The sequence below is a fragment of the Pseudomonas sp. PME37.24/006 genome (assembly GCF_055556635.1).
The window spans coordinates 220,045-244,480 of sequence record NZ_JBVHNL010000003.1 but is presented as its reverse complement, the minus strand read 5'-3'; the positions used below and the strand labels follow the sequence as shown (position 1 = coordinate 244,480).

Annotated in this window: 22 protein-coding genes and 1 pseudogene; 10 read left to right on the top strand and 13 right to left on the bottom strand. The window is 58.7% G+C overall.

Annotated elements, in window-relative coordinates; genetic code table 11:
- Window positions 1-71: 71 nt before the first annotated feature.
- Both ACZ3GY_RS12000 and ACZ3GY_RS11995 read left to right on the top strand, forming a co-directional pair.
- The gene (locus ACZ3GY_RS12000) at window positions 72-2,330 is read left to right on the top strand and encodes a xanthine dehydrogenase family protein molybdopterin-binding subunit (protein WP_463565434.1); all 2,259 of its coding nucleotides are present in this window, start codon (window positions 72-74) and stop codon (window positions 2,328-2,330) included.
- A gap of 15 nt (window positions 2,331-2,345) precedes the next feature.
- Window positions 2,346-3,683 carry a c-type cytochrome gene (locus ACZ3GY_RS11995; RefSeq protein WP_465910176.1) on the top strand — a complete coding sequence of 446 codons (1,338 nt, stop codon included), beginning with the start codon at window positions 2,346-2,348 and terminating at the stop codon, window positions 3,681-3,683.
- 138 nt (window positions 3,684-3,821) lie between these two features.
- Here ACZ3GY_RS11995 and ACZ3GY_RS11990 read toward each other — a convergent pair whose 3' ends face one another.
- Window positions 3,822-4,232, bottom strand: coding sequence for a cyclophilin-like fold protein (locus ACZ3GY_RS11990; RefSeq protein WP_463565432.1), 411 nt, complete (start codon window positions 4,230-4,232; stop codon window positions 3,822-3,824).
- Window positions 4,233-4,346: 114 nt separating this feature from the next.
- Window positions 4,347-4,613 (bottom strand): DUF2790 domain-containing protein, encoded by a 267-nt coding sequence (locus ACZ3GY_RS11985; RefSeq protein ID WP_463565431.1) that lies wholly within the window; start codon window positions 4,611-4,613, stop codon window positions 4,347-4,349.
- Between the two features lie 383 nt (window positions 4,614-4,996).
- Between ACZ3GY_RS11985 and ACZ3GY_RS11980 the strand changes: the two genes are divergently transcribed.
- The 5 genes from ACZ3GY_RS11980 (at window position 4,997) to ACZ3GY_RS11960 (ending at window position 9,780) form a co-directional block, all read left to right on the top strand.
- The gene (locus tag ACZ3GY_RS11980) at window positions 4,997-5,689 is read left to right on the top strand and encodes a heavy metal response regulator transcription factor (protein ID WP_225833470.1); all 693 of its coding nucleotides are present in this window, start codon (window positions 4,997-4,999) and stop codon (window positions 5,687-5,689) included.
- Window positions 5,690-5,699: 10 nt separating this feature from the next.
- The gene (locus ACZ3GY_RS11975) at window positions 5,700-7,142 is read left to right on the top strand and encodes a heavy metal sensor histidine kinase (protein ID WP_465910175.1); all 1,443 of its coding nucleotides are present in this window, start codon (window positions 5,700-5,702) and stop codon (window positions 7,140-7,142) included.
- Window positions 7,143-7,314: 172 nt separating this feature from the next.
- Entirely contained in the window at window positions 7,315-7,611 is a 297-nt protein-coding gene (locus tag ACZ3GY_RS11970; RefSeq protein WP_463565429.1) for an antibiotic biosynthesis monooxygenase family protein, read from the top strand.
- A 576-nt stretch (window positions 7,612-8,187) separates the two neighbouring features.
- Window positions 8,188-8,844 carry a DUF2076 domain-containing protein gene (locus tag ACZ3GY_RS11965; protein WP_465910173.1) on the top strand — a complete coding sequence of 219 codons (657 nt, stop codon included), beginning with the start codon at window positions 8,188-8,190 and terminating at the stop codon, window positions 8,842-8,844.
- Between the two features lie 138 nt (window positions 8,845-8,982).
- Window positions 8,983-9,780 carry an SDR family NAD(P)-dependent oxidoreductase gene (locus tag ACZ3GY_RS11960; RefSeq protein WP_465910172.1) on the top strand — a complete coding sequence of 266 codons (798 nt, stop codon included), beginning with the start codon at window positions 8,983-8,985 and terminating at the stop codon, window positions 9,778-9,780.
- Window positions 9,781-9,798: 18 nt separating this feature from the next.
- Here the strand turns inward: ACZ3GY_RS11960 and ACZ3GY_RS11955 are convergent, their stop codons facing one another.
- The 10 genes and pseudogenes from ACZ3GY_RS11955 to acnA form a co-directional block, all read right to left on the bottom strand.
- Window positions 9,799-10,974, bottom strand: a complete 1,176-nt coding sequence (locus ACZ3GY_RS11955; RefSeq protein WP_465910171.1) for a GGDEF domain-containing protein — start codon at window positions 10,972-10,974, stop codon at window positions 9,799-9,801.
- 271 nt (window positions 10,975-11,245) lie between these two features.
- The gene (locus ACZ3GY_RS11950) at window positions 11,246-11,908 is read right to left on the bottom strand and encodes an ion channel (protein WP_465910170.1); all 663 of its coding nucleotides are present in this window, start codon (window positions 11,906-11,908) and stop codon (window positions 11,246-11,248) included.
- 688 nt (window positions 11,909-12,596) lie between these two features.
- A complete protein-coding gene (locus ACZ3GY_RS11945; RefSeq protein ID WP_465910169.1) occupies window positions 12,597-12,833 on the bottom strand; it encodes an alpha/beta fold hydrolase in 237 nt (78 codons plus the stop codon).
- Window positions 12,834-12,838: 5 nt separating this feature from the next.
- Window positions 12,839-13,273, bottom strand: coding sequence for a GNAT family N-acetyltransferase (locus tag ACZ3GY_RS11940; RefSeq protein ID WP_465910168.1), 435 nt, complete (start codon window positions 13,271-13,273; stop codon window positions 12,839-12,841).
- A 186-nt stretch (window positions 13,274-13,459) separates the two neighbouring features.
- The gene (locus ACZ3GY_RS11935; protein ID WP_465910167.1) at window positions 13,460-13,795 is read right to left on the bottom strand and encodes a hypothetical protein; all 336 of its coding nucleotides are present in this window, start codon (window positions 13,793-13,795) and stop codon (window positions 13,460-13,462) included.
- A gap of 17 nt (window positions 13,796-13,812) precedes the next feature.
- Complete coding sequence (locus ACZ3GY_RS11930) at window positions 13,813-13,998, bottom strand: hypothetical protein (protein ID WP_465910166.1); 186 nt, start codon at window positions 13,996-13,998, stop codon at window positions 13,813-13,815.
- 468 nt (window positions 13,999-14,466) lie between these two features.
- On the bottom strand, window positions 14,467-14,925 hold the full coding sequence (locus ACZ3GY_RS11925; protein WP_225833447.1) for a DUF6998 domain-containing protein: 459 nt from the start codon (window positions 14,923-14,925) through the stop codon (window positions 14,467-14,469).
- A gap of 466 nt (window positions 14,926-15,391) precedes the next feature.
- A complete protein-coding gene (locus ACZ3GY_RS11920) occupies window positions 15,392-16,513 on the bottom strand; it encodes a methyl-accepting chemotaxis protein (RefSeq protein WP_465911023.1) in 1,122 nt (373 codons plus the stop codon).
- A 114-nt stretch (window positions 16,514-16,627) separates the two neighbouring features.
- Window positions 16,628-16,957, bottom strand: a pseudogene (locus ACZ3GY_RS11915) (PAS domain-containing protein); the annotation flags it as partial.
- A gap of 282 nt (window positions 16,958-17,239) precedes the next feature.
- Window positions 17,240-19,978: an aconitate hydratase AcnA gene (acnA, locus tag ACZ3GY_RS11910; protein WP_465910164.1), complete on the bottom strand. Its 2,739-nt coding sequence runs from the start codon at window positions 19,976-19,978 to the stop codon at window positions 17,240-17,242.
- 235 nt (window positions 19,979-20,213) lie between these two features.
- Between acnA and rlmM the strand changes: the two genes are divergently transcribed.
- Window positions 20,214-21,269: a 23S rRNA (cytidine(2498)-2'-O)-methyltransferase RlmM gene (gene rlmM / locus ACZ3GY_RS11905; protein ID WP_465910163.1), complete on the top strand. Its 1,056-nt coding sequence runs from the start codon at window positions 20,214-20,216 to the stop codon at window positions 21,267-21,269.
- A gap of 45 nt (window positions 21,270-21,314) precedes the next feature.
- Window positions 21,315-21,557, top strand: coding sequence for a sulfurtransferase TusA (gene tusA, locus ACZ3GY_RS11900; RefSeq protein WP_225833439.1), 243 nt, complete (start codon window positions 21,315-21,317; stop codon window positions 21,555-21,557).
- A gap of 157 nt (window positions 21,558-21,714) precedes the next feature.
- Here the strand turns inward: tusA and ACZ3GY_RS11895 are convergent, their stop codons facing one another.
- A complete protein-coding gene (locus ACZ3GY_RS11895) occupies window positions 21,715-23,133 on the bottom strand; it encodes an MATE family efflux transporter (RefSeq protein ID WP_465910162.1) in 1,419 nt (472 codons plus the stop codon).
- Window positions 23,134-23,282: 149 nt separating this feature from the next.
- Here ACZ3GY_RS11895 and pdxB point away from each other — a divergent pair, with 149 nt between their 5' ends.
- Window positions 23,283-24,434 (top strand): 4-phosphoerythronate dehydrogenase PdxB, encoded by a 1,152-nt coding sequence (pdxB, locus tag ACZ3GY_RS11890; protein ID WP_465910161.1) that lies wholly within the window; start codon window positions 23,283-23,285, stop codon window positions 24,432-24,434.
- Window positions 24,435-24,436: the final 2 nt, after the last annotated feature.

Below are 24,436 nucleotides of genomic sequence, written 5' to 3'. Positions count from 1 at the left end.
TGAATCTCGCCCCGAGCCCCCTATGAAGCCGCAGCAATCGCGCTTCCACTGATACGACGGAAGGACAGGCCATGGTTATGCTGGATAACTCCACCGGTCAAGACGGCACTTTTGCGTCTGTAGAACCGGTCAATATTTCTCGGCGCAGGTTTCTCCTGGCCTCTGCTGGTATTACAGCGGGCGCATTGGTGATCAGCTTCGGCATTCCGATTGAAGAGGCGCGGGCAGCACAGAGCATCAAGGCACTTGCTCCCGGCACACGCGTACCGGCGTTCTTGGAAATTCGGGCGGACAACACCATTCATTTGAAAAGCCCGTTCGCTGAAGGTGGCCAGGGCATCTTCACCGGCCTGGCGCAAATTGTCGGTGAAGAACTGGATGCGAGCCCCGAGAGCTTCTTTGTAGAGATGGCACCGCCTGGTGGCGACTACATGGTGATGGACAATGGTGGGCGGTTCACCGGCGGCAGCATGTCGGTTCGCTCGAGTTACACGACCATGCGAAAGCTCGGCGCTTCGGCCCGTTTAATGTTGCTTCAAGCGGCATCTGAGTTGTGGGGCGTACCGATCACGCAACTCACCACCGAGCCAGGTCGAGTCATTCACCTCGCTTCAGGGAAGTCGGCGAGCTATGGCGAACTCGCGCAAACAGCGCTGGATCGTCCCATCCCTGATCCCGAGCAGGTTCAGCTCAAAGACCCAGGAAGCTTTCGCTGGATCGGTAAGCCGGTCAAGCGACTGGACGTGTACGAGAAGTCGACCGGTAAGGCTATCTACACGATTGATTGCAGTGTGGACGACATGCTTCATGCTGCCGTCCAGCACGCGCCTCGGCTCGGTCTGGAGGTGGGCAGCTTACGCAACGAAGCGCAGGTCAAGGGCATGCCGGGTGTCCACTCCGTGCATGTACTGCCCGGTGCCGTGGCGGTGGTAGCGCCGCGCTGGTGGAACGCCAAGCGTGCGGCAGAATCGCTTCAGGTCGAATGGAAGGAGCCGCAAGACAAGTCGGCGATGCGTTACATGCCAGCAGACTTTTCTACGCAGGCTTACCGGGAGCAGCTCACCAGCGATCGTGACAAGGGCGATGTGGCGGAGGAGGAGGGGGAACTGACGAAAGCGTTCGACGGTGCACGCAAGACTGTCGAGGCAAGCTACCACACCCAATACCTCCACCATGCTCAGATGGAACCTCCTTCAGCGCTCGCGCGTTTCGATCGCGACGGAAGTCTGGAAGTCTGGTTGCCCAACCAGGCTCCCGATCTTTTTCTGGCCGAGATTCTCAAGCAGACCGGCCTCGATGCTTCGCGCGTCAAAGTCCACTCACCGTTGTTGGGCGGCTTTTTTGGCCGGCATTTCATATACCCCAACGCATCGCCCTATCCGCAGGCAATCACCCTGGCTAAAGCGGTTGGTCGCCCGGTCAAAGTCATCTGGAGCCGCGAGGAAGAGTTCCTGCGCGATCCATTGCGACCTATGGCCGTCGTGCACATGCGGGGCGGGGTTGATGAACAGGGTATGCCGGTTGCGCTCGAGGCGGTCACTGTCACCGAGGGGCCGACTGAAGGTATCGCCAACAAACGTGGTGAAAAGATCGACCCCACGGCAGTCGAGGGGCTGACGGAAAAAAGTTATCGGATACCCAATCGCCGGATCGCCCAGCGCTACGTGAAAACGCCGGCGTCGCTCGCTTACTGGCGGTCGGTAGGTAACTCCATCAACGACTTCGTTTACGAGGCCTTTCTGGATGAGCTAGCCGATGCCGGCAACCAAGATCCTTACGACCTGCGGATGAAACTGCTGCAGGGCAACGAGCGGTTGACCAACTTGCTGATTGCCGTCGCTGATCATTCTGGTGGTTGGAAGCGTGGCCCGTTCACTGCCGAGGATGGCTCTCGCCGTGCGCGTGGTGTCGCAATGGCGTCGCCGTTTGGCTCGGAGGTGGCAGTCATCGCCGAAGTCTCGATTCTCAATGGTCAGGTCAAAGTGCACGATATCTGGCAGGCAATCGACCCTGGCAGCATCGTCAACCCGGCAATAATCGATGCCCAGGTCAATTCGGCGGTCGCCCTTGGTTTGTCCCAGGCATTGATCGAAGAGGCGGAGTACAAGAATGGCCAGCCTGTAGCTCGCAACTACGACCTCTACCGCGTCTTGCCGATGGCGATGATGGCGAATGTGCACGTCCGGATAGTCGAAAGCGGCGCCAAGATGGGGGGCATCGGTGAGCCGCCTTTGCCCGCTGTCGCACCCGCTGTGGCGAATGCTGTTTCCAGACTCACCGGGCAGCGGATTCGCAGCATGCCTTTTTCGCATTACAGCTTCGACGCCTGAGAAAGGAATGCACCGTTGAAAAAGACAATTACATCCCTCCTGGTGGGCGGCATCGTGGCTGCAGCGGGTTTGGCCTGGTTCGTCACTCGCACGCCTTACTCACCGTTGGCGAATCAAAGCGCGGCCGCAGCGACTCCCGAGCTGATTCAACGCGGTGAGTATGTTGCCAGGCTGGGCGATTGCGTTGCCTGCCACAGCACTCCGGATGGTGCTCCGTTTTCAGGGGGCTATGAAATGGCAACCCCGTTGGGCTCCATCTTCACCACCAACATCACACCCGATCCAGAGACTGGAATCGGCAATTACAGTCTGGCCGAGTTCGACCGCGCGATACGCGCTGGTGTGGCGGCAGACGGGCACCGCCTCTACCCGGCGATGCCTTACCCGTCATACGCCAAGTTCAGTGACGATGACATTCGCGCCCTCTATGCATTCTTCACCCAAGGGGTCGGGCCTGTTCGTATGGAGAATCGGGAAAGTAAGATTCCCTGGCCGCTCAACATGCGATGGCCCATCGCGATGTGGAACGCTGTTTTCGCGCCAGAAGGAGCCTATGAGGACAAGCCCGGGCAGGATGAGTTGTGGAATCGCGGCGCCTACATCGTTCAAGGGCCAGGCCATTGCGGTAGCTGCCATACGCCTCGCGGAATAGCGATGAACGAGAAGGGGTTGGACGAAACCAATCCACTGTATCTGAGCGGCGCGTTGCTGGATGGCTGGTACGCGCCGAGTTTGCGGCGGGACCCTAATACGGGCCTGGGGCGTTGGAGCGAAGAAGAGATCGTCCAGTACCTGCAGGTCGGGCGAAACGTGCACAGCGTCGTCACCGGCACCATGACGGAGGCATTCAATAACTCGACTCAATACATGACCGACGAGGATCTAGCTGCCATCGCTCGCTATCTTGGATCACTCCCCGGTGACCCCGAGAGAGACGGCCCCGCCTGGGATCCTTTGCTGGCGCAGCCGCTCCAGGCAGCGGACATGGCAAAACCCGGCTCGAGCACCTATGTGGCCAAGTGCAGCTCCTGCCACGGTATCGATGGGCGAGGCCAGGGGCAGTGGATGCCGCCTCTGGCGGGGGCTTCCTCTTCGATGTCAGAACATAACGCCACCTCTATCAATGTGACTCTGAATGGTTCGGACCGGGTTGTCGCACAAGGCGTGCCTGATGCGTACCGCATGCCGCCGTTCCGCAATCAGTTGAGCGATACCGAGATGGCAGAAGTGCTGACGTTTGTTCGTACCGCCTGGGGCAACCAGGGCGGCGCAGTGACTGCGGCTGAGGTCGGCGAACTGCGAGAGCGAACCAGCCCCGCAAGCAGCAACCCGATCATTCTGCAGATGCGCTGATGGTTACTCGAGTGTGGCTCGCGCGCAGTAGCGGCGTGTGTTGAGCCGGGCTTGGCGGGTTGTCGAGTCAATGATCGAGCTGTGAACCGCGCCTTGTATTGGGTGACAAGGCGCGGTTGCTTACTGTTTCAAGAAAGCCTATTCAGCCTGTTCAACCCTGACGGTAATGGGGCCCGGACGATCCAGAAAGGAGATATCCCCTTCTATATCCCCAAGAATCACGATGCCAGGTGAGGGGACGCGGCCCTTACTGTAATAGATGACGAAGTGATCAGGTCCCCAGAGCCCGATCGTGCCTGTCGAGAAGTCTCTCTGGCGATTTACTTCCGGTAGCGGTGACGGTAAGTCGCCAGTCTTTTCCTGACGAAGGTGATCGCGCATCTCTATCGTTACCGGCAACATCGCTACCAATGCCTGTGTCGCATCATTATCGACCAGACGTGCCGTTGCATTACCCCATTCTGACGATATCAATATCCGCTCTTGCGCAACTGTGTGGCCCGCCAGAATGAACGTGAGGCTGCCAGCGAATAGAAGGGCTCGTTTCATTACTCTGTCCTGGTGTGGTCTGTTGTGATAACTGCTTATTCGGCAGGATTAAATATACGTGAGTCGTGATAATTCTTCGACGCTTGCAAACTATCGAATAGTCGTACCTTTTCCTCAGTTATCCGGGCAGCGTGGGCCCGAATTGAGCTGAGTAAAGCTCAAGAAATGCCGATCTCCTTGGCTGTCTTCATATTGCATGGTCACGGGCACTAGGCCGCAAGCTTCTTTGGGTTCAGAAATCGAGATCACTCTCGCTACATCTAAATCCATGCCGTAGCGGTATTGAGCCGTAGCTGTATTGCCAAGGGCGGGTGAGGCGTTTGCAGCCATTACGAATGAGGATGTCAGTAGAGCGGTAGCAAGGATTGCGATGATTTTCATATTGCACCTGTTTGGTTGTGATTTTGGGAGTCGCTAATGTGAAAGGGTTGTTGCATAGTGATTGGTTATTGCCGAACTTTTCGATTGGGTGACGTTGATCGATGTTAGTCTCCTCGTCTCTGTTACGTGTTTTTAGTGCGAGCGGTGTCGCACTTATTAATGCCATCCAGGAAGTGTTAATTAGGATTGCCCATGAGTTTGATCTGCGTTCTGGTTAGATTATGATTGCGCGACTGTCATTCAGATGACCGGTGGATAACATTTTCGTCAGAATGGCCTAGAGTGTTTTCTGACAGAAATGTCAGTTGGATGTCAGCTGCCTGTTGGAAACGTTCTGTATGATGAATGACTATAAAGTTGGCTTTAGCTATCAGGTGGAATATATGAGGTTATTGCTTGTGGAGGATGAAGAAAAAACTTCTTCCTACATAAATCGAGCGTTTAGTGAACTGGGGTTCACCGTTGACGTTGCCTCCACGGGAACCGTAGGGCTCCACCTTGCATTGGAATATGACTACGATGCAGTTGTTCTGGATGTAATGCTTCCTGGTATGGATGGTTATAGCGTCCTCGAAAACCTGCGTATGACTAAACAGACGCCTGTCTTGATGCTGTCTGCACGAGGGTCTGTCGACGAGCGTGTAAAAGGCCTGAGGCATGGTGCAGATGACTATCTTCCAAAGCCATTTTCTCTCATAGAGCTAGTCGCACGTATCCAGGCACTGTTGCGCCGACGCCCGAGCGATGGGGCCGACATCGCGCAGCTGCAGATCCACGATCTTCATCTGGATTTATTGTCGAGGAAAGTTTCGCGAGCTGGAGAGCGTCTGGAACTGACAGCCAAGGAGTTTTCCTTGTTGAGTCTTTTGGCCAGGCACCAAGGGCAGATTCTGTCGAAAATGATGATTGCAGAACAGATCTGGGATATGAATTTCGATAGCGACGCCAATGTTGTCGAAGTCGCAATAAAACGACTCAGAAGCAAGATTGATGCTCCGTATGAAATGAAGTTGCTCCATACCGTTCGGGGTATGGGTTATGTTCTTGAGGTACGCCCCGAGCGCCAGTCGGCATAGAGTGAGTTCAATGATAAAAAAATCAGTGTCCGGCCGCCTGGCTTTGATGTTTGCAGTTGCGTCCGTGCTAATTGCATCGGTGTTTGGTTTTTCTTTGCGAGTGGCGCTGCATCAGTCGCTGGAGAGCCAAATGCATAACGAACTGTTATTCCGGGAGTCGCTCATGGAGCCATGGATAAGCGCTCGTACCAATTTTGACGACTGGCAAGCTGTTGTCACCAAAGTGACGGACTTGTCCGCTGCCGAGGGCGGGCGAGTTCGTTACTGGGTATTGAGTGAGGATTCGCTGTATCGAATAGGCGGGCAGCCGCCTGCGGATGTGGATTTTTCATCTTTGCCAAGTGGCTTTAATCAAGTGCCAGGCTCAAGTGAAGATGCGTGTGCTCTTTACCTGTTGATCTCGGATATTTCAGTTAATGGTGAACGACCCGCGCTCAGGTTTGTTGTTGCAATAGACTCTACGCCATATATGGGCACGTTGAGTGAGTTTACTCGCGCCCTGTTGTTCATCAGCGTGTTTAGCGTGCTTCTTGTTGCCTTGTTAGGTTATTTTATTTCCAAAGTTGGAATGCGCCCCGTCAATAGCTTGAGTGATCAAGCGCAGCGTCTGGCTCCCGGGAAGTATGGGCAGCGTCTGGATGCGGCAGTCCTCCCAGAAGAGTTGAAGGAGTTGGCCGTTTCCTTCAATGGGGTGCTTGAACGACAGGAAGTGGCGTGGATGCAACTGGAGAGCTTTAACGCTGATGTCGCTCACGAGTTGAAAACACCACTGACCAACCTGATAGGGGAAACCCAGTTGGCACTCTCTCGTGAGCGAGAAACCCATGAATTGGTGGAGCTGCTGGAGTCGAATCTGGAAGAATTGGAAAGGATGACCTCCATCGTCAATGACATGCTTTTTCTATCTCACGCTCAGTCCGGGGTGCGTGCGACCCAACTAAAAGAAGTATCTTTGCGTGAAGAAACGTTTAAAACCGTTGAGTATGTCGAGCCTCTTTTTCAGCAAAAGAACAATGTTGTTACAGTCGAGGGCGATGGGGTGGCATGCATCGATCGACAGCTCTTCCATCGCTCATTGGCGAATTTACTGGATAACAGTTCCAGGCACGCCATTGCAGGCACTACGGTAACGGTTTCCATCACTACGCGAGGCAACATGGCTGTGGTGTCTGTTGCGAATTATGGTGAGCCCATTGCGGAAGAGCATTTGAAGCGCCTGTTCGAGCGTTTTTACAGGGTCGACGGTGCGCGAGCCGGAAGTGACACTCATCATGGGCTTGGTCTTTCGATAGTCAAGGCTGTGGCGACCATGCATAAAGGCGATGTGTTCGCTAAGAGCTTGAATGGAGTGAATACGTTTGGCCTTACCTTGGCAATCGGCAGTATTGTTTCAGGGCATCTAGATGCTTCTGAGTCGAAAAATGATGTTGAATTCGATGGTGATCGTGTGTAACGGGCTGAGTCCAACTCCAGTTGCCGCTGGCTTGTCGTCGAGGCAGTAGTTTCGAATCTACGTTGATGAAAATTCTTGAGTTGTTCTAGTTTTCCCGCCTTCAAGTCTGTTGGGCAGGGGGCACGCTTGATACTTTAATTTTCTTTGCAGTGTTTATGCTAAGGGAGACATTATGGCCATTGAAGCTGTAACGACTATGAAGATCAAAGCAGTTGAAGCGAATGCGGCAAGAATTGACACGCTGTTGGCTGTGGGCGTTGAACACCTGTCCAGTTTTTCTGGTTGCTTGAATTGCTCGTATACGCGTAGAACTTCAGGATGTCCTGAGTGGATACTCAGTACCTATTGGGCGGATAGTCAGTCTTTGAATGAAAGTATGAGTTCACTTGAGCTTAATAATCTCCTCAAGGATATTTGTGAATGCGCTTTGGGTGTCGATTTTCACTGTTTCATGGCCGACGACGAGTGAGCTGATAGCTTGTATTGATGCCTTCCTCTATTGATCTCAGCGGTAGCTATCCTGGTTTTCCATAGCCGCTCCACGTTCAAGTTCAGAGTGCAGCCTTCCATCACCGCGCATCTCATGCGTTTTCCAACACCATTTACCTCGTGGGCCTTGATGCCCAGCCACGCGGCGGTATTTCTGCCCATTTTTCAGAGCTGCCTATTCGGTAAGGGTGGAAATCGTTCTGCGCGGCCCATTCTTCAGCAAAGGATTACCCATTCCTTTTCCCGTTATGGATGCGCCCTTGATGCGTTCCATTTACAGGCGTCTACAACACGAGGGTAAGCGGCTTGTTGGCCATTGGATTGGCTCTTGCTGATGGTTAAAAGGTTGCCCGCGATAGAGCTACGCATGACCGACAACTGTCTGAGCTCGGCATGCCTGCGAACCGTCCGCGCTATCGGCGGTGCATCTTTACTGCGGCCAGCCCGGAACTTGTAATTTTCCCTTTCAGTCCTATCTCTCATTCAGCGGCGCCAGGCGTCGCATCAGCACGTCGTACAAGGATGTCTCACCTTTCATCGCTCAACCGAGGCGCCCATGAATTCCGAAGAGCAAACCCTGATCGATGGCCTGTTCTCCCGCTTGCAGGAGGCCGAGCACCAGGGGGGACTACGCGATACCGAGGCCGAAGCGCAGGTCAAGGGGCACCTGGCCCGCCAGCCAGCCGCGCCGTATTACATGGCCCAGGCGATTTTGATTCAGGAGGCGGCGATCAAACGCCTGGATCAGCGCGTGCGTGAACTGGAAGCCCAGGCCGCCGAGCAGCAACGACAGCGCTCAGGTAATGGCGGCTTTCTCGCCGGCCTGTTCGGCGGCGGCCAGCCCAATAGTGCCGCACAGCCTGCGCAGCGCCCGGCGGGCTGGGGTGAAACCCGCTTCTCGCAAAACGCTGCGGCTGCGCCGGCTGCCAGTGCGCCTGCTGGTGCAGCGGCTGCTCAGGGCGGCGGCTTCATGCGCGGCGCCTTGCAGACGGCGGCCGGCGTGGCGGGCGGGGTGATGGTCGCGGATCTGCTGACCAGCATGTTCCAACACGATCAGCCTCAGGAAATCGTCGAAGTCATCCGTGAAGACCTGCCCGCCCAGGACAGCTTCGCCAGCAGCTTGGACGATTCGCCCTACGCCGGCACCGACGACATCGACACCGATGCCTTCGATAGCTCGGATTTCTTCGATGACGGCGATACGTTCAGCTAGGTAATCCAGACAGCCCTGGCGCAATAGGCGTCGGGTGCAGGTCGTCATTTACTGTGAATCTTGCACGTGCGGGTCGAGTCCATCGATCACCTGTGGGCCGGCTCTGCCCAGCATCTTTCGCACGTCAATGAGGTTTCTATGGATCTGCAAATCAAGGGGCGCGTTGCGCTCATTAGTGGTGCTGCCGGGGGCATCGGCCTGGCCACGGCAAAGCTGCTTGCCGAAGAAGGGGTTCACCTGCTGCTAACCGACAAGGATCAGGCCGCCCTGGACAAGGCCAGTGCAGATCTGCCTGGCGGCGCGCTGAGGGTCGCCGCGGACATGACTCGCCAGGATGAGGTCGATGCGCTGGTCAAGGCTGGCGAAGCCCGCTTTGGGCAAATCGATATCGTGGTTCATGCCGCCGGTGTCACAGGTGCCAAGGGCGACCCGCTGGAGTTACCCGACAGTGACTATCAGGAGGCCTGGGCCACCGATTTCTTTTCCGCCGTGCGCGTCGCTCGGGCCACCATTCCTGCCATGCGCCAGAGGGGATGGGGGCGATTGGTGTGCATCACCTCGGAGAACGCCGTTCAGCCCTACTGGGAGGAGGCCGTCTACAACGTATCCAAGGCCGCACTCGGCGCCTTCGTGAAGAACCTGTCTTACAAGGAAGCCGCCTACGGCGTGCTGTGCAATACCGTGGCCCCGGCCTTTATCGAAACCAACATGACCGACGGCATGATGCGTAAGCGGGCCGAGGAAGAGGGCGTTTCCTTCGACGAGGCGGTGGCGAGCTTTCTCGAGGAGGAGCGCCCCGGCATCTTCCAGCAACGCCGTGGCCGGGCTGAGGAGGTAGCGGCAGCCATTGCCTTGCTAGTCTCCGAGCGGGCCTCGTTCATCAACGGTAGCAACCTGCGGGTGGATGGCGGTTCGGTTCAGGCCGTGCAGAACTGAGCCACTGTTGCCGGTTGATCAGATGGCCGAGGTAGAGCTGCCGTTCAAGGTACGATCGACCAGGCGAATGCTGTTACGTCCGCCGCGCTTGGATTGATAAAGCGCCACGTCACCTTGTTCGATCAACGCCGCCAAGCTGGCGGGTGGCTGATCGAACAGGCTGGCGCCGATGCTCAGGGTTACCGCCTCTGGGGTGGCGAAGGTTTGCGCGGCCACGCCATGGAACCGCTCGCGCAACGTATCGCCCAGGCTCACGATGCGTTCCTGGGACGCATCGCGCAGCAGAATCACGAATTCGTCACCGCCAAGTCGGGCAGCCAGTGAACCGTCGGGCAGCACCAGTCGAATCATCTCGCCCAGTACCACCAGCAAGCGGTCGCCTGCACTATGCCCGTGCAGGTCGTTGACCAGCTTGAAGTTGTCGATATCGATCAACAGCAGCGCGCCAGGGCGAGACGGAGAAACCTCGTTGAGCAGACGTGGCGCCCGTGCTTCCAGGGCGCGTCGGTTGTACATAGCGGTGAGCGGGTCGCGGGCAGCCAGTCGCTCGATGCGTTTCTCACGGCGATAACGCACGGTGCCGGTCATCGACAGGGCGATCAGCATGAGCGCCATCACGCCCTCAACCAGCGAGATCTGGATGATCTCGCCACGAAAGGCCGCCAAGTCGATCAGCGTGCCTGGGACCAGCACCGGGATGGCCTTGGCGACATAAAACAGGCCGTGGCCAAGCAGCACGTAGCGCAGCTGCGCGGCACCGGCACCCAGGGATTTACCTTGGGGGCGCAGCAGCCAGCTGGCCCAGAGCGCCGTCAGCGCAACTGACAGTGAATTGACCAGCAACATCACCTTCGACCACTGCGGCCCTTCCGGCAGGAGCAGCATGGCGAACCAGGCGATCACCATCAGGCACCAGGCCCGAGACAGGCGCGTCTCGGTGAAGCGTGCCACGCCGACCAGAAACAGCCAGTGCGCGGTGATCAGCAAGCCGTTGGCAAACCAGATACCTATCAGTAACAGGCCGCTGCCGCGCAACAAGGCGAGCGTCGAGCCCACGCTGATCAGTGCGAAAGCAGCGCTCCAGAACAGCAGCGATGGCTCTCGCACGGTCTGCCATTCGATTGCCAGATACAGCGCCGCTGCCAAGGCGAGGGCGATGGTGATCGTCAACATGGTTAAGGGATCGAGCGCCATGTTCTGAGAGTGCCTGCTTGTTTATGTGTTGGGCGTGCTGCGGTGATCGCGGGGGCTTCCAGCCGGTGCACATGGTGCAAAAGGCTGCGTTTTTTCGGCCGCGATTGTAAGCGTTCGGTTGCCGATTTCAGACGGGGTAATGCAACGAAACGGATGGATGGCAGGCTTTTTAGGCTTGCCTGCCAGCTCGTTCGGTGCGCTACCCGCTCGTGCTTCATTCAGTCTGGCAGACGGTAGGGCGTTTTCCACTGATGGGCCAGCGCCTTGCCGGTCAGTGTGGTTTTGGCCTGACCGTCAGGCTGATCATGCGGGTAACGACCAAACCGATGTACATGACTCCGGCGAACTGCTCTAGCATCACCAGCGCCCGGGCGAATGGCTTCAGCGGCAGGATATCGCCCAAGCCGACGCCCGACAGGGTGGTGAAACTCAGGAACAGCAGTTCCACCCAGGTGCGCTCCGCTTCCGGGTTGATGGCTGCGGTGAAACTGCCGGGGCTCAGCAACTGGCACACGGAAAAGGCGTGGGCGAATGCCCAGGCCAGCAGGGTGAAGGTGGCGCCGACTGCGAACAGCTCATCGGTGCTCGCTCGCTGGTCTTCCATCATGTAGGCGATCAGGCTGCCAGCGGCATAGAAGTAGAAACTCGACTCCATTGCCGCCAGCAGAGTCGCCCGCACAGAGCTGTATTCGAACTCGACCGCCACGGTCAGCGCCAGGATGCAGGCGGCCTGAGTGAAGGCAATCCACTGGATGGTCGGGCTGCTGCGCACCATGCGCAGCGACATCGCCAGCACGATGATGCCGAAGGCTCCCACGATGGCGCGGCCTTCGGACAGCCGCTCCATGAAGGGGTAGAGCACGATGCCCAGCAACTGCACGAACAGCAAACTGGCAGAGGGATAACGAATCAGGTACGAGTGAACCTTGGGCATTGAATTGAACCAGGAGGAAGGGATGCAGAGGGCTGTGGCGAGAGCGCGAGCGATTTTGCCGGGCAGTCTAATGTATCCCGAGTGCCTATGTATGCTGCCGCACCGGCCGTCTGGTAGCGGCGAGAGCGGGGCTGATGCCGAAGGATATGGGAGGCCTGCTGCACATGTTCGACACCCTCGTTTGCCTGCTTGCCAATATTGAACGCCCAGTTATTCAGTGTGCTCGCGCTGGGTTGTTTGCAATGCCTGAGCAAATGACGCCACTGCTTGAGCCGCCTCGGCAGGCGCTGCTTGCAGCAAGAAGTGGGGCGCGTTGATGGGGGCAACTTGCACAGCGGGGGGAGATACGCTGGATATGCTTGAGCGCTTTGGCAGGAACGACGCGATCGTGCTGTGCCAGAAGATAGAGCATTGGTACGTAGATAGTTCCAAGCTGCATGGAGACGTCTACATCAAGGACTGCATGCAATCGTGCGCGTAATGCTTGCGCCGACACCTGCGACATTGCTGTTGCAAACGCAGCTCGCAGAGCTGGCGTCGAGAAACGACCAAGCAACAGCGCACTGAGAGCGGGCAACGGCGCGAGCTTGACGGGTAACAGGCTAGCGAGATGTCGCAACGGGCCAAATGCCGGCCGTGGGTTGCGAACGAAGGTGCTGCACAGAACGACGCCTACCAGACCCGGCGGTCACGATGCCGCAATGGCTACAGCAACAGGGCCAGAAAAGGATTCGCCCAACAAGATGAAGCGGCCACTGCTTGGAAGCGATTGACGTGCATGGGCTTCCAGTTCGCTATAGCCCAGCGCATCGACGGCTGGATAGCTAACGACCTGAACAGCGACGTTTTGTCCGAGAGCCGTTATGAATGGCTCGAACAAGGTGCCTGTACCATCCATTCCTGGTAGCAGCACGAGGGTCAGCATCGTTATCACCTTCGACAAACTACGTTGCGAAGCGCCATGCCCTGGCTTGTCGGTGCAGTCAGTGCAAAGCCGAACTGCTGATAGAGGCGATACGCCTCGCCGTCGGCGATCAAACTGACGTACGCCGATTCTGGAACTTCGCGGGCGATGAAATCGCTGATCGCGGCCATGATCTGCTTGCCCAGGCCACGCCCCTGATGGGCCGGCAGCACTGCGATATCCACCACTTGATAGAACGAGCCGCCATCACCGATCACGCGGCCCATACCGACCGGCTCGCCAGCACAGAGAATCTGCACGGCGAACAGGCTGTTGGGCAGGCCACGGGTTGCAGCTTCGACGGTCTTGGCGCTCAGCCCCGCCGCGGTGCGCAGGTGGCGATAGGTTTCTACCGATGGGATGGCGTGCATGGCCGAGTAGGCAGGGGTGTTTTCTGTCATTCAATTATTCCTTTGTTGGCCATAATGGGCCGCGTGCTGTTACCAGCTGCCCGGGGATTGCCAGTTAAAAGCAAATTCGTCGGCGGGCCGGAGCGGGTAGCTGACGCTTTATCCGGCCACCGTTTGAGATCGCAATGGTGGATGAAAAAGGCGTCAGCTACGCGCCCCGATCCACCCTACTTGCTTTCACGGTCCGGCATCGCTGTCGGTAAGGGCAGCATGGTAACGAGCCAGCAGCAACGGTAAGCCCTTCTCGCGCCAGAAAACCAGGCTGATCCCACCCGACGACATGCCGCCATGGCTGTGACGCTCAACGAACACGGACGACTGCGTCGAGTCTGGCGATAGGCCAACCAGGCGCTCGAAGGTGTCGTCGAGGATGGCGGCCAGCTGCGCCTCGCTTGGCGGAAGCGGTAGGGTGGCAAGCGTCTCGCTCATTTCCTGCCACAGATAGGGATCGCCTCGCAGGCCCCACTGGATGGGCGCGGGCTGGAACAAGGCGGATAGGGTGTTAGTGGACATCGATTCAGTTGTCTCTGCTAGGGGACGTATGCCGTCAGTCTGCGTCTGCGGCGTTTCGCAGTCTTATCGCCCGAGCCGATAAATATCTCTATTGAGTCTTGAAATAGTGAAATTGAAATTCCTGCTGAAACTGGATCGTCTTTTTCAGCGTAGCCTGAACCGATCAAGAACAGCCTCTTGGCTAGGAGTAACTGCTCTTTCATGCGTGTTCCTTGTAGTCTAATGCTTGATTAAAGGGCGGGCTTTAGCTAGTCCCAGTGAGCGAAGCGAACGGTTTGAGTTGGTTGTTATGTGCTGTTGATTCAGTGGCTATAAAAGTGAAGTTATGATAGCGGAACAAGCTTATCTCCTATTGGTAGTCCGAAGCCGTATCTAACGTGAGGGGTTTTTCGTTGCTCCGGCGCCAACTCCATAACAAAAAAATGAACCCCACCAGCCTTTCCAATATGGCGAGAATTCAAAAAAACAGCCATCAACTCGACAATTTTTATCAATGATTCAAAAGAGCTTTCAAAGAAGACTTTTACCAGAGTAATGCTTATTTGTGTCTTAGAATGCACTACCTCAATGGTAGGGGGGAAGTGGGCAGATCACACACTGTTCACATACTTTGCAAGGTTTACCTAAGAGGATCTCCAGGCGCCGTCACTGTTTCTGGAGTGAGCCGATTGTTAGCCTTTTCTCCTCGCGATGCGCTGATGAGTGGGTACTGATTTTGAAAGCTTACGCAGCTCACTAATTGGAAATGAGAGCAGTGAGAGACCAATTCCTTTTCGATGAATGTAGCGGTCATAGATGATTTGACCTGGCCCGTTGAAAATTTCCTCATACTCCCCGTTGGGGTGAAGCCTGAAGCCTAAGTAATAGTCGGGGACGGTTCTAAAGGTGAGAAAGTTCTTAAAGGTTGCTTTGACTTGAACAAGTTTTCCGTCTGAGGCCACGCCATCATGTCGTGGCTGTGAGACCTCATGGACTGCCATGTCGTACTCAAGCTCTGCAATAACCTCTCCAATATCGCCTACCAAACGGCCATCTATCGTGAATACACGATTAGGAAAGGTATCTTTTAGCTTTTGAATACCCTCAAATATTAATTCAAGGGCTTCGGTTATTGCTCTGTGCTTTTGCATGTTAGTTTAGTACTTGATTAAGGGCGGGTTTTAGCCCATTCAGTGAGCGTAGCGAACGCTTTGAGTCAATTTTTAGGATTTTAACCACTCGCTCAGCAGTGAAGCGATGTACGGCTCGAAAATTTTAATTGTCCAGAGAAACAATGCTAGTTTCAAAGCCAAAATGACCCAAGAAAGTAAACCATATCGGCTATGCCTGAGCCTGCCGTCTAGAAATTTAGGGCCCACGAATACAAACCAAAGCACTGGAGCCACGAAGAATATTGAAGTTATCCAATTCTCGACGGTATTCGGCCTGACAGTAACTATGGCTAGCGGAATGCACGCGAGCATATGCCATACGCTGGTATGGCATTTTTTATATAGCGGGATATTCAGCGGTTTTGATGGCATTTGATAGCCTAACGTTTTGTTAAGAGGTGGCTTTAGCGCGCCCAGTGCCACAGCAACATCACGTCAACGCTGCTTACCGATTAAACCTTGCCACCAAAGAATACTGCCCCTGCGCCGTGCTGGTCAGTTCTTCACTCAACAATGCCGTGCTCTGCGCCTCGCCAGCGGTCTGATCGGATAGCTGCGCGATAGTGGTTATATTGCGGCTGATTTCGTCGGCTACAGCGCTTTGTTCTTCGGCAGCGGCGGCGATCTGCTCGGCCATTTCGGCGATGTTGGCGACGGCGTCGCTGATACCGGCCAGGGCGTGGTCGGCTTGTTGTACGCGTTCGACGCCTTCGTCGGCCTGTTTGCGGCCGATGTCCATGGTCAGCACGGCTTCGTCGGCGGTGCGTTGCAGTTTGGCGATCAGTTCGTGGATCTGCCCGGTGGACTGGGCGGTGCGCTGAGCCAGGGAGCGGACTTCATCGGCCACCACGGCGAAGCCGCGGCCCATTTCGCCGGCGCGGGCGGCTTCGATGGCGGCATTGAGGGCCAGCAGGTTGGTCTGGTCGGCGATGCCTTTGATCACGTCGACCACGCCGCCGATTTCGTTGCTGTCGCGGGCCAGGCGGGTGACGGTTTCGCCTGTTTCGCCTACAGAAAGGGACAGGCGCTGGATCGCTTCGCGGGTTTCGCTGGCGATGGTGCGGCCTTGCTGGGTGAGGCGGTTGGCTTCCTGGGTGGCGATGGCAGTACGTGCCACGTTGTTGGCCACTTCCAGGGTGGTGGCGGCCATTTCGTTGACGGCGGTGGCGACCTGATCGGTTTCCTCACGCTGGCGCTGCAGCCCGGCAGAACTGTTGTGGGCCAGTACGTCGGCCTGAGTGGCTTGTTTGGCGAGGTTTTCGGCGCTGTCCTGCAGGCGGGTGAGGCAGGTTTTCAGGCGTGCTTCCTGGCTGAGGATGGACAGTTCCAGGCGACCCTCGACGCCACGGCTGTCGGTGTACATTTGCGCGATCAGCGGGTCGGAGGTGCTTTGTTCGGCCAGCTTGAGAAGGCGTTTGATACCACGGGTTTGCCAGGCCAAGCCCAGCAGGCCGAGCGGGATCGACAGCGCGGCGGCGGCGATGAAGCCCCAGGTGCTGTCCAGCCAGGCACCGACCAGAAAACCGACCTGGCTGACCAGAATGAACGGCAGCCAGTTTTGCAGCACCGGTAGCCAGCGATCGCGACTCGGAATAGCGGCCTTGCCGGCATTGATGCGCGCGTAGAGCAACTGGGCACGTTGAACCTGCTCGGCAGTGGGTTTGGTGCGCACCGACTCGTAGCCGGTGACTTTGCCGTCATCGAGAACTGGCACCACGTAGGCGTTGACCCAGTAGTGGTCGCCGTTCTTGCAGCGGTTCTTGACGATGCCCATCCACGGTCGGCCGGCCTTCAGGGTGCTCCACATATGTTCGAACACGGCTGGCGGCACATCAGGGTGACGCACCAGGTTGTGGGGCGCGCGGATCAGCTCGTCTCGCGAGAAACCGCTGATCTCGACGAAGGCGTCGTTGCAATAGGTGATCTGGCCCTTGAGGTCGGTCGTCGAGATCAGACGCTGTTGCGCCGGAAACGTCCGCTCGTTCCCGGTGATCGGCTGATTGTTACGCATGGCATCTACCCTGATGATTTTTGATTTATCGCGTACGCGCGGCAGGGCTAGGAGTGTAACCGGATTTTGAGGTGGATCACATTTTGACGCCGGTATAACGGCAGTCCATTGGTGTAATGGTGGTGTCAGGCGGGTGGGAACATCGGCGTACGAGGAGGGCGGAAGACGGGGATGTGAGATCGATAGGGGTCTGTGAGAGCGCATCCCCGGGTGTCGCTTCGCTCGACCCAGGCTACGGATAGCAACGGGCGCCGCATCTCTGCGGCGCCCGTTTTATTGCTATCAGCCAGCGATCAATTGGCGCAGCACGTAGTGCAGAATGCCGCCCGCCTTGAAGTACTCCACTTCGTTGAGGGTATCGATGCGGCAGAGCAGTTCGACGCTGCGCTGCTTGCCGTCTTCACCGGTAATTTCCAGGGTCAGCGGCATGTGCGGGCGTACGTCGACGCCGTCCAGGCCCTTGATGGCCAGGGTTTCCTTGCCGGTCAGGCCCAAGCTCTTGCGGTCGGCACCGTCGGTGAACTGCAGCGGCAGTACGCCCATGCCTACCAGGTTGGAGCGGTGGATGCGCTCGAAGCTTTCGGCGATCACCGCTTTCACACCCAGCAGGTTGGTGCCCTTGGCGGCCCAGTCGCGGCTCGAGCCGGTGCCATATTCCTTGCCGGCAATCACCACCAGTGGCGTGCCTTCCTCTTGATAGCGCATGGACGCGTCATAGATGGCCAGCTTCTCGCCGCTGGGCACGTGCAGGGTGTTGCCACCTTCTTCGCCATCGAGCATCTCGTTGCGGATGCGGATATTGGCGAAGGTGCCGCGCATCATCACTTCGTGGTTGCCGCGGCGTGAGCCGTAGGAGTTGAAGTCACGCGGCTCCACGCCTTGCTCGCGTAGATAGCGGCCGGCAGGGCTGTCGGTCTTGATGTTGCCGGCAGGCGAGATATGGTCGGTGGTCACCGAGTCGCCGAGCAGCGCGAGGATGCGTGCGTTGGCGATGTCGGTAATAGCCGGTGGCGCCTGATCGATAGCCTCGAAGAACGGCGGGTGCTGGATGTAGGTGGAGTCGTTCTGCCAAGTGTAGGTGTCGGCTTCGGGCACGGCGATGGCCTGCCACTGCTCGTCACCGGCGAACACTTCGGCGTATTCTTTGCGGAACATGGCGGTGCTGACTTTCTGTACCGCTTCGGCGATTTCCTTCTGGCTCGGCCAGATATCGCGCAGGTACACCGGGTTGCCGTCGCGGTCTTCACCCAGCGACTCTTCGGCGATATTGATCCGCACGCTGCCAGCCAGGGCGTAGGCGACTACCAGGGGTGGCGAAGCCAGCCAGTTGGTTTTCACCAACGGGTGCACGCGGCCTTCGAAGTTGCGGTTGCCGGACAGCACCGAGGCCACGGTCAGGTCGTGATCCTGAATGGCCTTTTCGATCGGATCGGGCAGCGGGCCCGAGTTGCCGATGCAGGTGGTGCAACCGTAGCCGACCAGATCGAAACCGAGCTTGTCGAGGTACTCGGTCAGCCCAGCTGCGGCGAAGTACTCGGTCACTACCTTGGAGCCTGGAGCCAGTGAGCTCTTGACCCAGGGTTTGCGCTGCAGGCCTTTCTCCACGGCCTTCTTGGCCAAGAGGCCGGCGGCCATCATCACGCTCGGGTTGGAGGTGTTGGTGCAGGAGGTGATTGCCGCGATCACCACGGCGCCGTCGCTAAGCGGATAACGCTTGCCGTCCATCTCGTAATGGATTTCGTTCTGCGCGGCATTGCCGACGGCCACACCGCCGCCGCCTTCGCTCTCCAGGCGGCCTTCTTCCTTGCCGCTGGGCTTGAGCTGCAGGCCGAGGAAGTCATCGAACGCCTGGCTGACATTTGGCAGGGCGACGCGATCCTGAGGACGTTTCGGGCCGGCCAGGCTGGCTTCCACCTCGCCCATGTCCAGCGCCAGGCTATCGGTGAACACTGGCTCGGTACCGGCGTTGCGCCACATGCCCTGAGCCTTGGAATAGGCCTCGACCAGTTTCACGGTTTCCTCTGGGCGACCGGACAGGCGCAGGTAGCCCAGGGTGATCTCATCGACCGGGAAGAAACCGCAGGTGGCGCCATATTCCGGTGCCATGTTGGCGATGGTGGCGCGGTCTGCCAGGGGTAGTTCGGCCAAGCCGTCGCCGTAGAACTCGACGAATTTGCCGACTACGCCTTTCTTGCGCAGCATCTGGGTGACCGTCAGCACCAGGTCGGTAGCGGTGATGCCTTCCTTGAGCTTGCCGGTCAGCTTGAAGCCGATCACTTCGGGAATCAGCATGGACACCGGTTGGCCGAGCATCGCCGCTTCCGCTTCGATGCCGCCCACGCCCCAGCCGAGTACGCCAAGGCCGTTGATCATGGTGGTGTGCGAGTCGGTGCCGACCAGGGTGTCGGGGTAGGCGAAGGTGGTGCCGTCTTCTTCCTTCGTCCACACGGTGCGGCCGAGGTATTCCAGGTTGACCTGGTGACAGATGCCGGTGCCTGGCGGTACCACGCTGAAGTTGTCGAAGGCACTCTGGCCCCAGCGCAGGAACGCGTAACGCTCGCCGTTGCGCTGCATTTCGATCTCGACGTTTTCGCCGAACGCCGCCGATGTGGCGAACTTGTCGACCATCACCGAGTGGTCGATGACCAGGTCAACCGGCGACAGCGGGTTGATCTTCTGCGGATCGCCGCCGGCTTTGGCCATCGCGTCGCGCATGGCGGCCAGGTCTACCACAGCCGGTACGCCGGTAAAGTCCTGCATCAATACGCGGGCTGGGCGGTACTGGATCTCGCGCTCGGAGCTGCGTTTCTGCAGCCAGTCACTCATGGCCTGCAGGTCGTCACGGGTGACGGTCTTGTCGTCTTCCCAGCGCAGCAGGTTTTCCAGCAGCACCTTAAGCGACACCGGCAAATCGTCGATGTTGCCGAGCTGCTTGGCAGCCTCTGGCAGGCTGAAGTAGTCGTAGGATTTGCCGTCCACGTCCAGTGTGCGGCGGCAGTTCAGGCTATCGATGGAAGGCATCGTGCATCTCCTTGTGGCTTGCACGGTACAAGCCGTTCTGGTTTTGGCAGAGGTTCTCTCCGACTCTGCGCACTGGTTCCCTTACGGCTTGCGATGAGCCGTCGTCCGGTCTTGCGCCTGGCGTGAAAACGCCTGTGCGGCGGGCCGGTAAATGCCGGGATTCTGTTCACTGGACAGGGGGCAGGCGCCGCGGGTTCCAGTTTTCGCTATCATGCGCGGCCCAAGGAGAGCCCTGATGAATACTTTGTTACTGCACTGCCGCCCCGGTTTCGAGAACGAGGTGTGTTCGGAAATCTCCGAACATGCGGCGCTTCTCGATGTGCCTGGTTATGCCAAGGCCAAGCCGAATACCGCCTGTGCGGAGTTCATCTGCAGTGACGAAGAGGGCGCCGAGCGGCTGATGAAGGGGCTGCGTTTCAGCCAGTTGATCTTTATCCGTCAGTGGGCGCGGGGGCGCTTCATCGAGCTGCCCGAGAAGGATCGCATCAGCGTGCTGCTCGAGCAGTTGGCGCCGTTGCCGGCCTTCGGCAGCCTGTGGCTGGAGGTGCTGGACACCAACGACGGCAAGGAGTTGTCCGGCTTCTGCAAGAAGTTCGAAGGCCCGCTGCGCAAGGCCCTGACGGCCGCCGGCAAGTTGGTGGAGAACGCCCGGGCGCCACGCCTGCTGCTGACCTTCAAGAGTGGCCGTGAAGTGTTTCTTGGCATGGCCGAGGCGAACAACTCGGCGATCTGGCCCATGGGCATTCCGCGCCTCAAGTTTCCTCGGGAAGCACCCAGCCGCTCGACCCTGAAGCTCGAGGAAGCCTGGCACACCTTTATTCCCCGCGAGCAGTGGGATGAGCGTCTGTCGGACGAGATGACCGGCGTCGACCTCGGTGCCGCGCCCGGTGGCTGGACCTATCAACTGGTGCGCCGTGGCATGCTGGTAACGGCCATCGATAATGGCCCGATGGCCGAGAGCCTGATGGATACAGGCCTGGTGCAGCATCTGATGGTCGATGGCTTCACCTGGAAGCCTAAACAGCCTGTGGACTGGATGGTCTGCGACATCGTCGAGAAGCCCGCGCGCAGTGCCGCCCTGCTGGAAACCTGGATTGGCGAGGGGCATTGCCGTGAAGCGGTGGTCAACCTCAAACTGCCGATGAAGCAGCGTTACGCCGAGGTACGCCGTTTACTCGAGCGCATTGCCGACGGCCTGGCCGCGCGCAAGGTCAAGGCCTCCATCGCCTGCAAGCAGCTGTATCACGATCGCGAGGAAGTGACCTGTCACCTGCGCCGGCTGGACAAATAAGCTGCCCCTTACTGAGCAACGATTCGAATTGCTGCGGAGCCCGTGATGCTTGATACCACCCCCGATGACACCCTCGACGCCACCGGGCTGTTTTGTCCGGAGCCGGTGATGATGCTGCACAACAAGGTGCGCGATCTGCCGGCTGGCGGTTTGCTCAAGGTCATTGCCACCGATCCCTCGACGCGCCGCGATATTCCCAAGTTCTGCGTGTTTCTCGGCCACGAACTGGTCGAGCAGGCGCAGGACGCCGATACTTATCTGTACTGGATTCGCAAGAAGGTTGATTGAGCGGTTCAAGGCGAAAGCGGACGGTGAGCAGAGCTTTTGTGGGAGAGGCTTTAGCCTCGATTTTGCCTAGTTAGGCGTAAAGAGCTCGCGGCTAAAGCCCCTCCTACAAAAAGAAAGCCCTGCATCCACCGTCCGTTCCCGCCTTCTTGCTGTCAATTCACGCTTGGCCGCTTTCGCGCCCTGGCGCTTCGACCAGCCAAATCCGCCGCTTGGCGCTGCTTTTCAGGCGTAGGGTCAGCATCAGGGCGGCGCAGGTCAGGCCAACAATCAACCCTTCCCATAACCCCGCTGGGCCGCTGGCTGGGCCGAACAGGTCGGTCAGGCCCAGGATGTAGCCCACAGGCAAACCGATGCCCCAGTAGGCGAACAGGGTCATGATCATGGTCGCCCGGGTGTCCTGATAGCCGCGCAGTGCGCCTGCGGCGGTGACCTGCAGGGCATCGGAGAACTGAAACAGAGCGGCGTAGACGATCAGGCTCGCGGCCAGAGCGATCACCTCCGGCGCTGGGGTATAGATCTGCGCGATTTGCTCGCGCATCAGCAGCATGCAACTGGCCGACACGCAGGCATAGGCCAATGCGGTCACCATGCTCACCCCGGCAGCGAAGCGCGCCTCACGCGGCTCGCCGCGGCCCAGGGCCTGGCCCACGCGCACCGTGGCGGCCATGCCGATGGAGTAGGGGATCATGAACACCAGCGAAGCGAAGTTCAGAGCGATCTGATGCCCGGCGACCACCGTGGCGCCTAGCCCGCCGATCAAGAGCGCAATCACCGCGAAGATGCTCGATTCGGCGAACACCGAGATGCCGATCGGCAATCCGATACCCAGCAGGCGCTTGATCAGCGGCCAGCTCGGCCGCTCGAAGCGCTGCAGCGGTGTGGTGTCTTTATAGGCCGGTGCACGGCGAATCCACCAGATCATGCCCAGCAGCATGAACAGCATCACCAGTGCCGTGGCCCAGCCGCAGCCGACGCTGCCCAATGGCGGCAAACCAAGCTTGCCGTAGATGAGCACGTAGTTCAGGGGGATGTTCAGCAGTAGCCCGAACAAGCCCACCACCATGGCGGGACGGGTAAGGCCCAAGCCGTCGCTGTAGCAGCGCAGCACATGGAACAGTGCTACGCAGGGAAAGCCGAACGCCACGCCGTGCAGGTAGCCCATGGCCGGCTCGATCAGATCCGGGTCGACCTTCATCAGGCGCAGCACGAACTCAGCGTTCCACAGCACGGTGCCGGCCAGGCAGCCCACCACGAGGGCCAGCCACAATGCCTGGCGCACCAGCGGGCCGATCTCCCCATGCTGCCCGGCGCCGAAGCGTTGCGCCACTTTGGGGGTGGTGGCTAGCAGAATGCCGGTCATCAGCAGGAACACCGGCACCCAGATCGAATTGCCCAGCGCCACTGCAGCCAGATCGCGGGCGCTGAAACGCCCGGACATCACCGTATCGACGAAGCCGATGGAGGTGTACGCCAGTTGCGCGATGATGATCGGGGTGGCCAGGGCCAGCAGCGTGCGCAACTCGGTGCGCACGCGCTGCAGGCGGGAAAGGGCAGGCATCGGGGTTCCGTGATCCATGGAAAACCGCACAGTCTACGCGTTGACGGATCGGTCAGGAAAGGCGCCGGACGCTGTTTCCGCAAAGCACAGCCGAAGCGTAAAAGTTTTTCGTGCAGAGAACGGGCAGTGCATCCGGTTAGAATGCCTGCCTGATTGCGGAGATCCCCATGCGCATAGTCGCCGACGAAAACATTCCCCTGCTCGATGAGTTCTTCGCCGGTTTCGGCGAGATTCGCCGCTTCCCCGGCCGTGCCATCGACTGTGTCGCCCTCGGCGATGCCGAGCTGCTGCTGGTGCGCTCGGTAACCAGCGTCGACCGGGCACTGCTGGAAGGCAGCCAAGTGCGCTTCGTGGGCACCTGCACCATCGGCACCGATCACCTGGATCTTGGGTATTTCGCCGAGGCCGGTATCGCCTGGAGCAGCGCACCGGGCTGCAACGCACGCGGTGTGGTGGACTACGTGCTCGGCAGTCTTCTGGTGCTTGCCGAGCGTCTGGGCAGTGACCTGACGCAGCGTACCTATGGGGTAGTCGGCGCCGGCCAGGTCGGCGAGCGGCTGGTGCGCGTGTTGCGCGGTCTGGGCTGGCGCGTGCTGGTCTGCGATCCACCGCGTGAGCGTGCCGAAGGTGGGGATTTCGTCGACCTGCAGCAGATCATCGAGCAGTGCGACGTGATCAGCCTGCATACGCCGCTGGAGCACGAAGGTGAGTTCGCCACCCGGCATCTGATCGATGCGCAGCGCTTGCAGGCGCTGCGTCCCGGCGCCTGGCTGATCAACGCCAGTCGTGGTGCGGTGGTGGATACCGCCGCGTTGCGCGAGCATCTGCAGCAAGGGGCCGACCTGCACGTGGTGCTGGATGTCTGGGAAGGCGAGCCACTGGTGGAGCCGGCCCTGGCTGCGCTGTGCCATATCGCCACGCCGCACATCGCTGGTTACAGCCTGGACGGCAAGCTGCGTGGCACTGCGCAGATCTATGAGGCGTTCTGCGAGTATCAGGGCATCTCGCCGCAATTTACGCTGGATGCTCTGACGCCCGAGCGCTGGCTACCGCGCCTCAGCATCGGCGCTGGCAGTGATCCTGCCTGGGTACTGGCGACGCTGTGTCGAGCGGTCTATGACCCGCGTCGTGATGATGCCGACCTGCGCCGCAGCCTGGTCGCTGACGTGCAGGCGCGCAAGGCCGGCTTCGATCTGCTGCGCAAGCAGTATCCGATGCGGCGCGAAATAGAGGGGCTAGATGTCGAGCTGCTCGGCAGTGACGAGCGACTGCAAGCGCTGATCACGGCGCTGGGCGCGCGCGTGATCAGCGCTGGTTAACA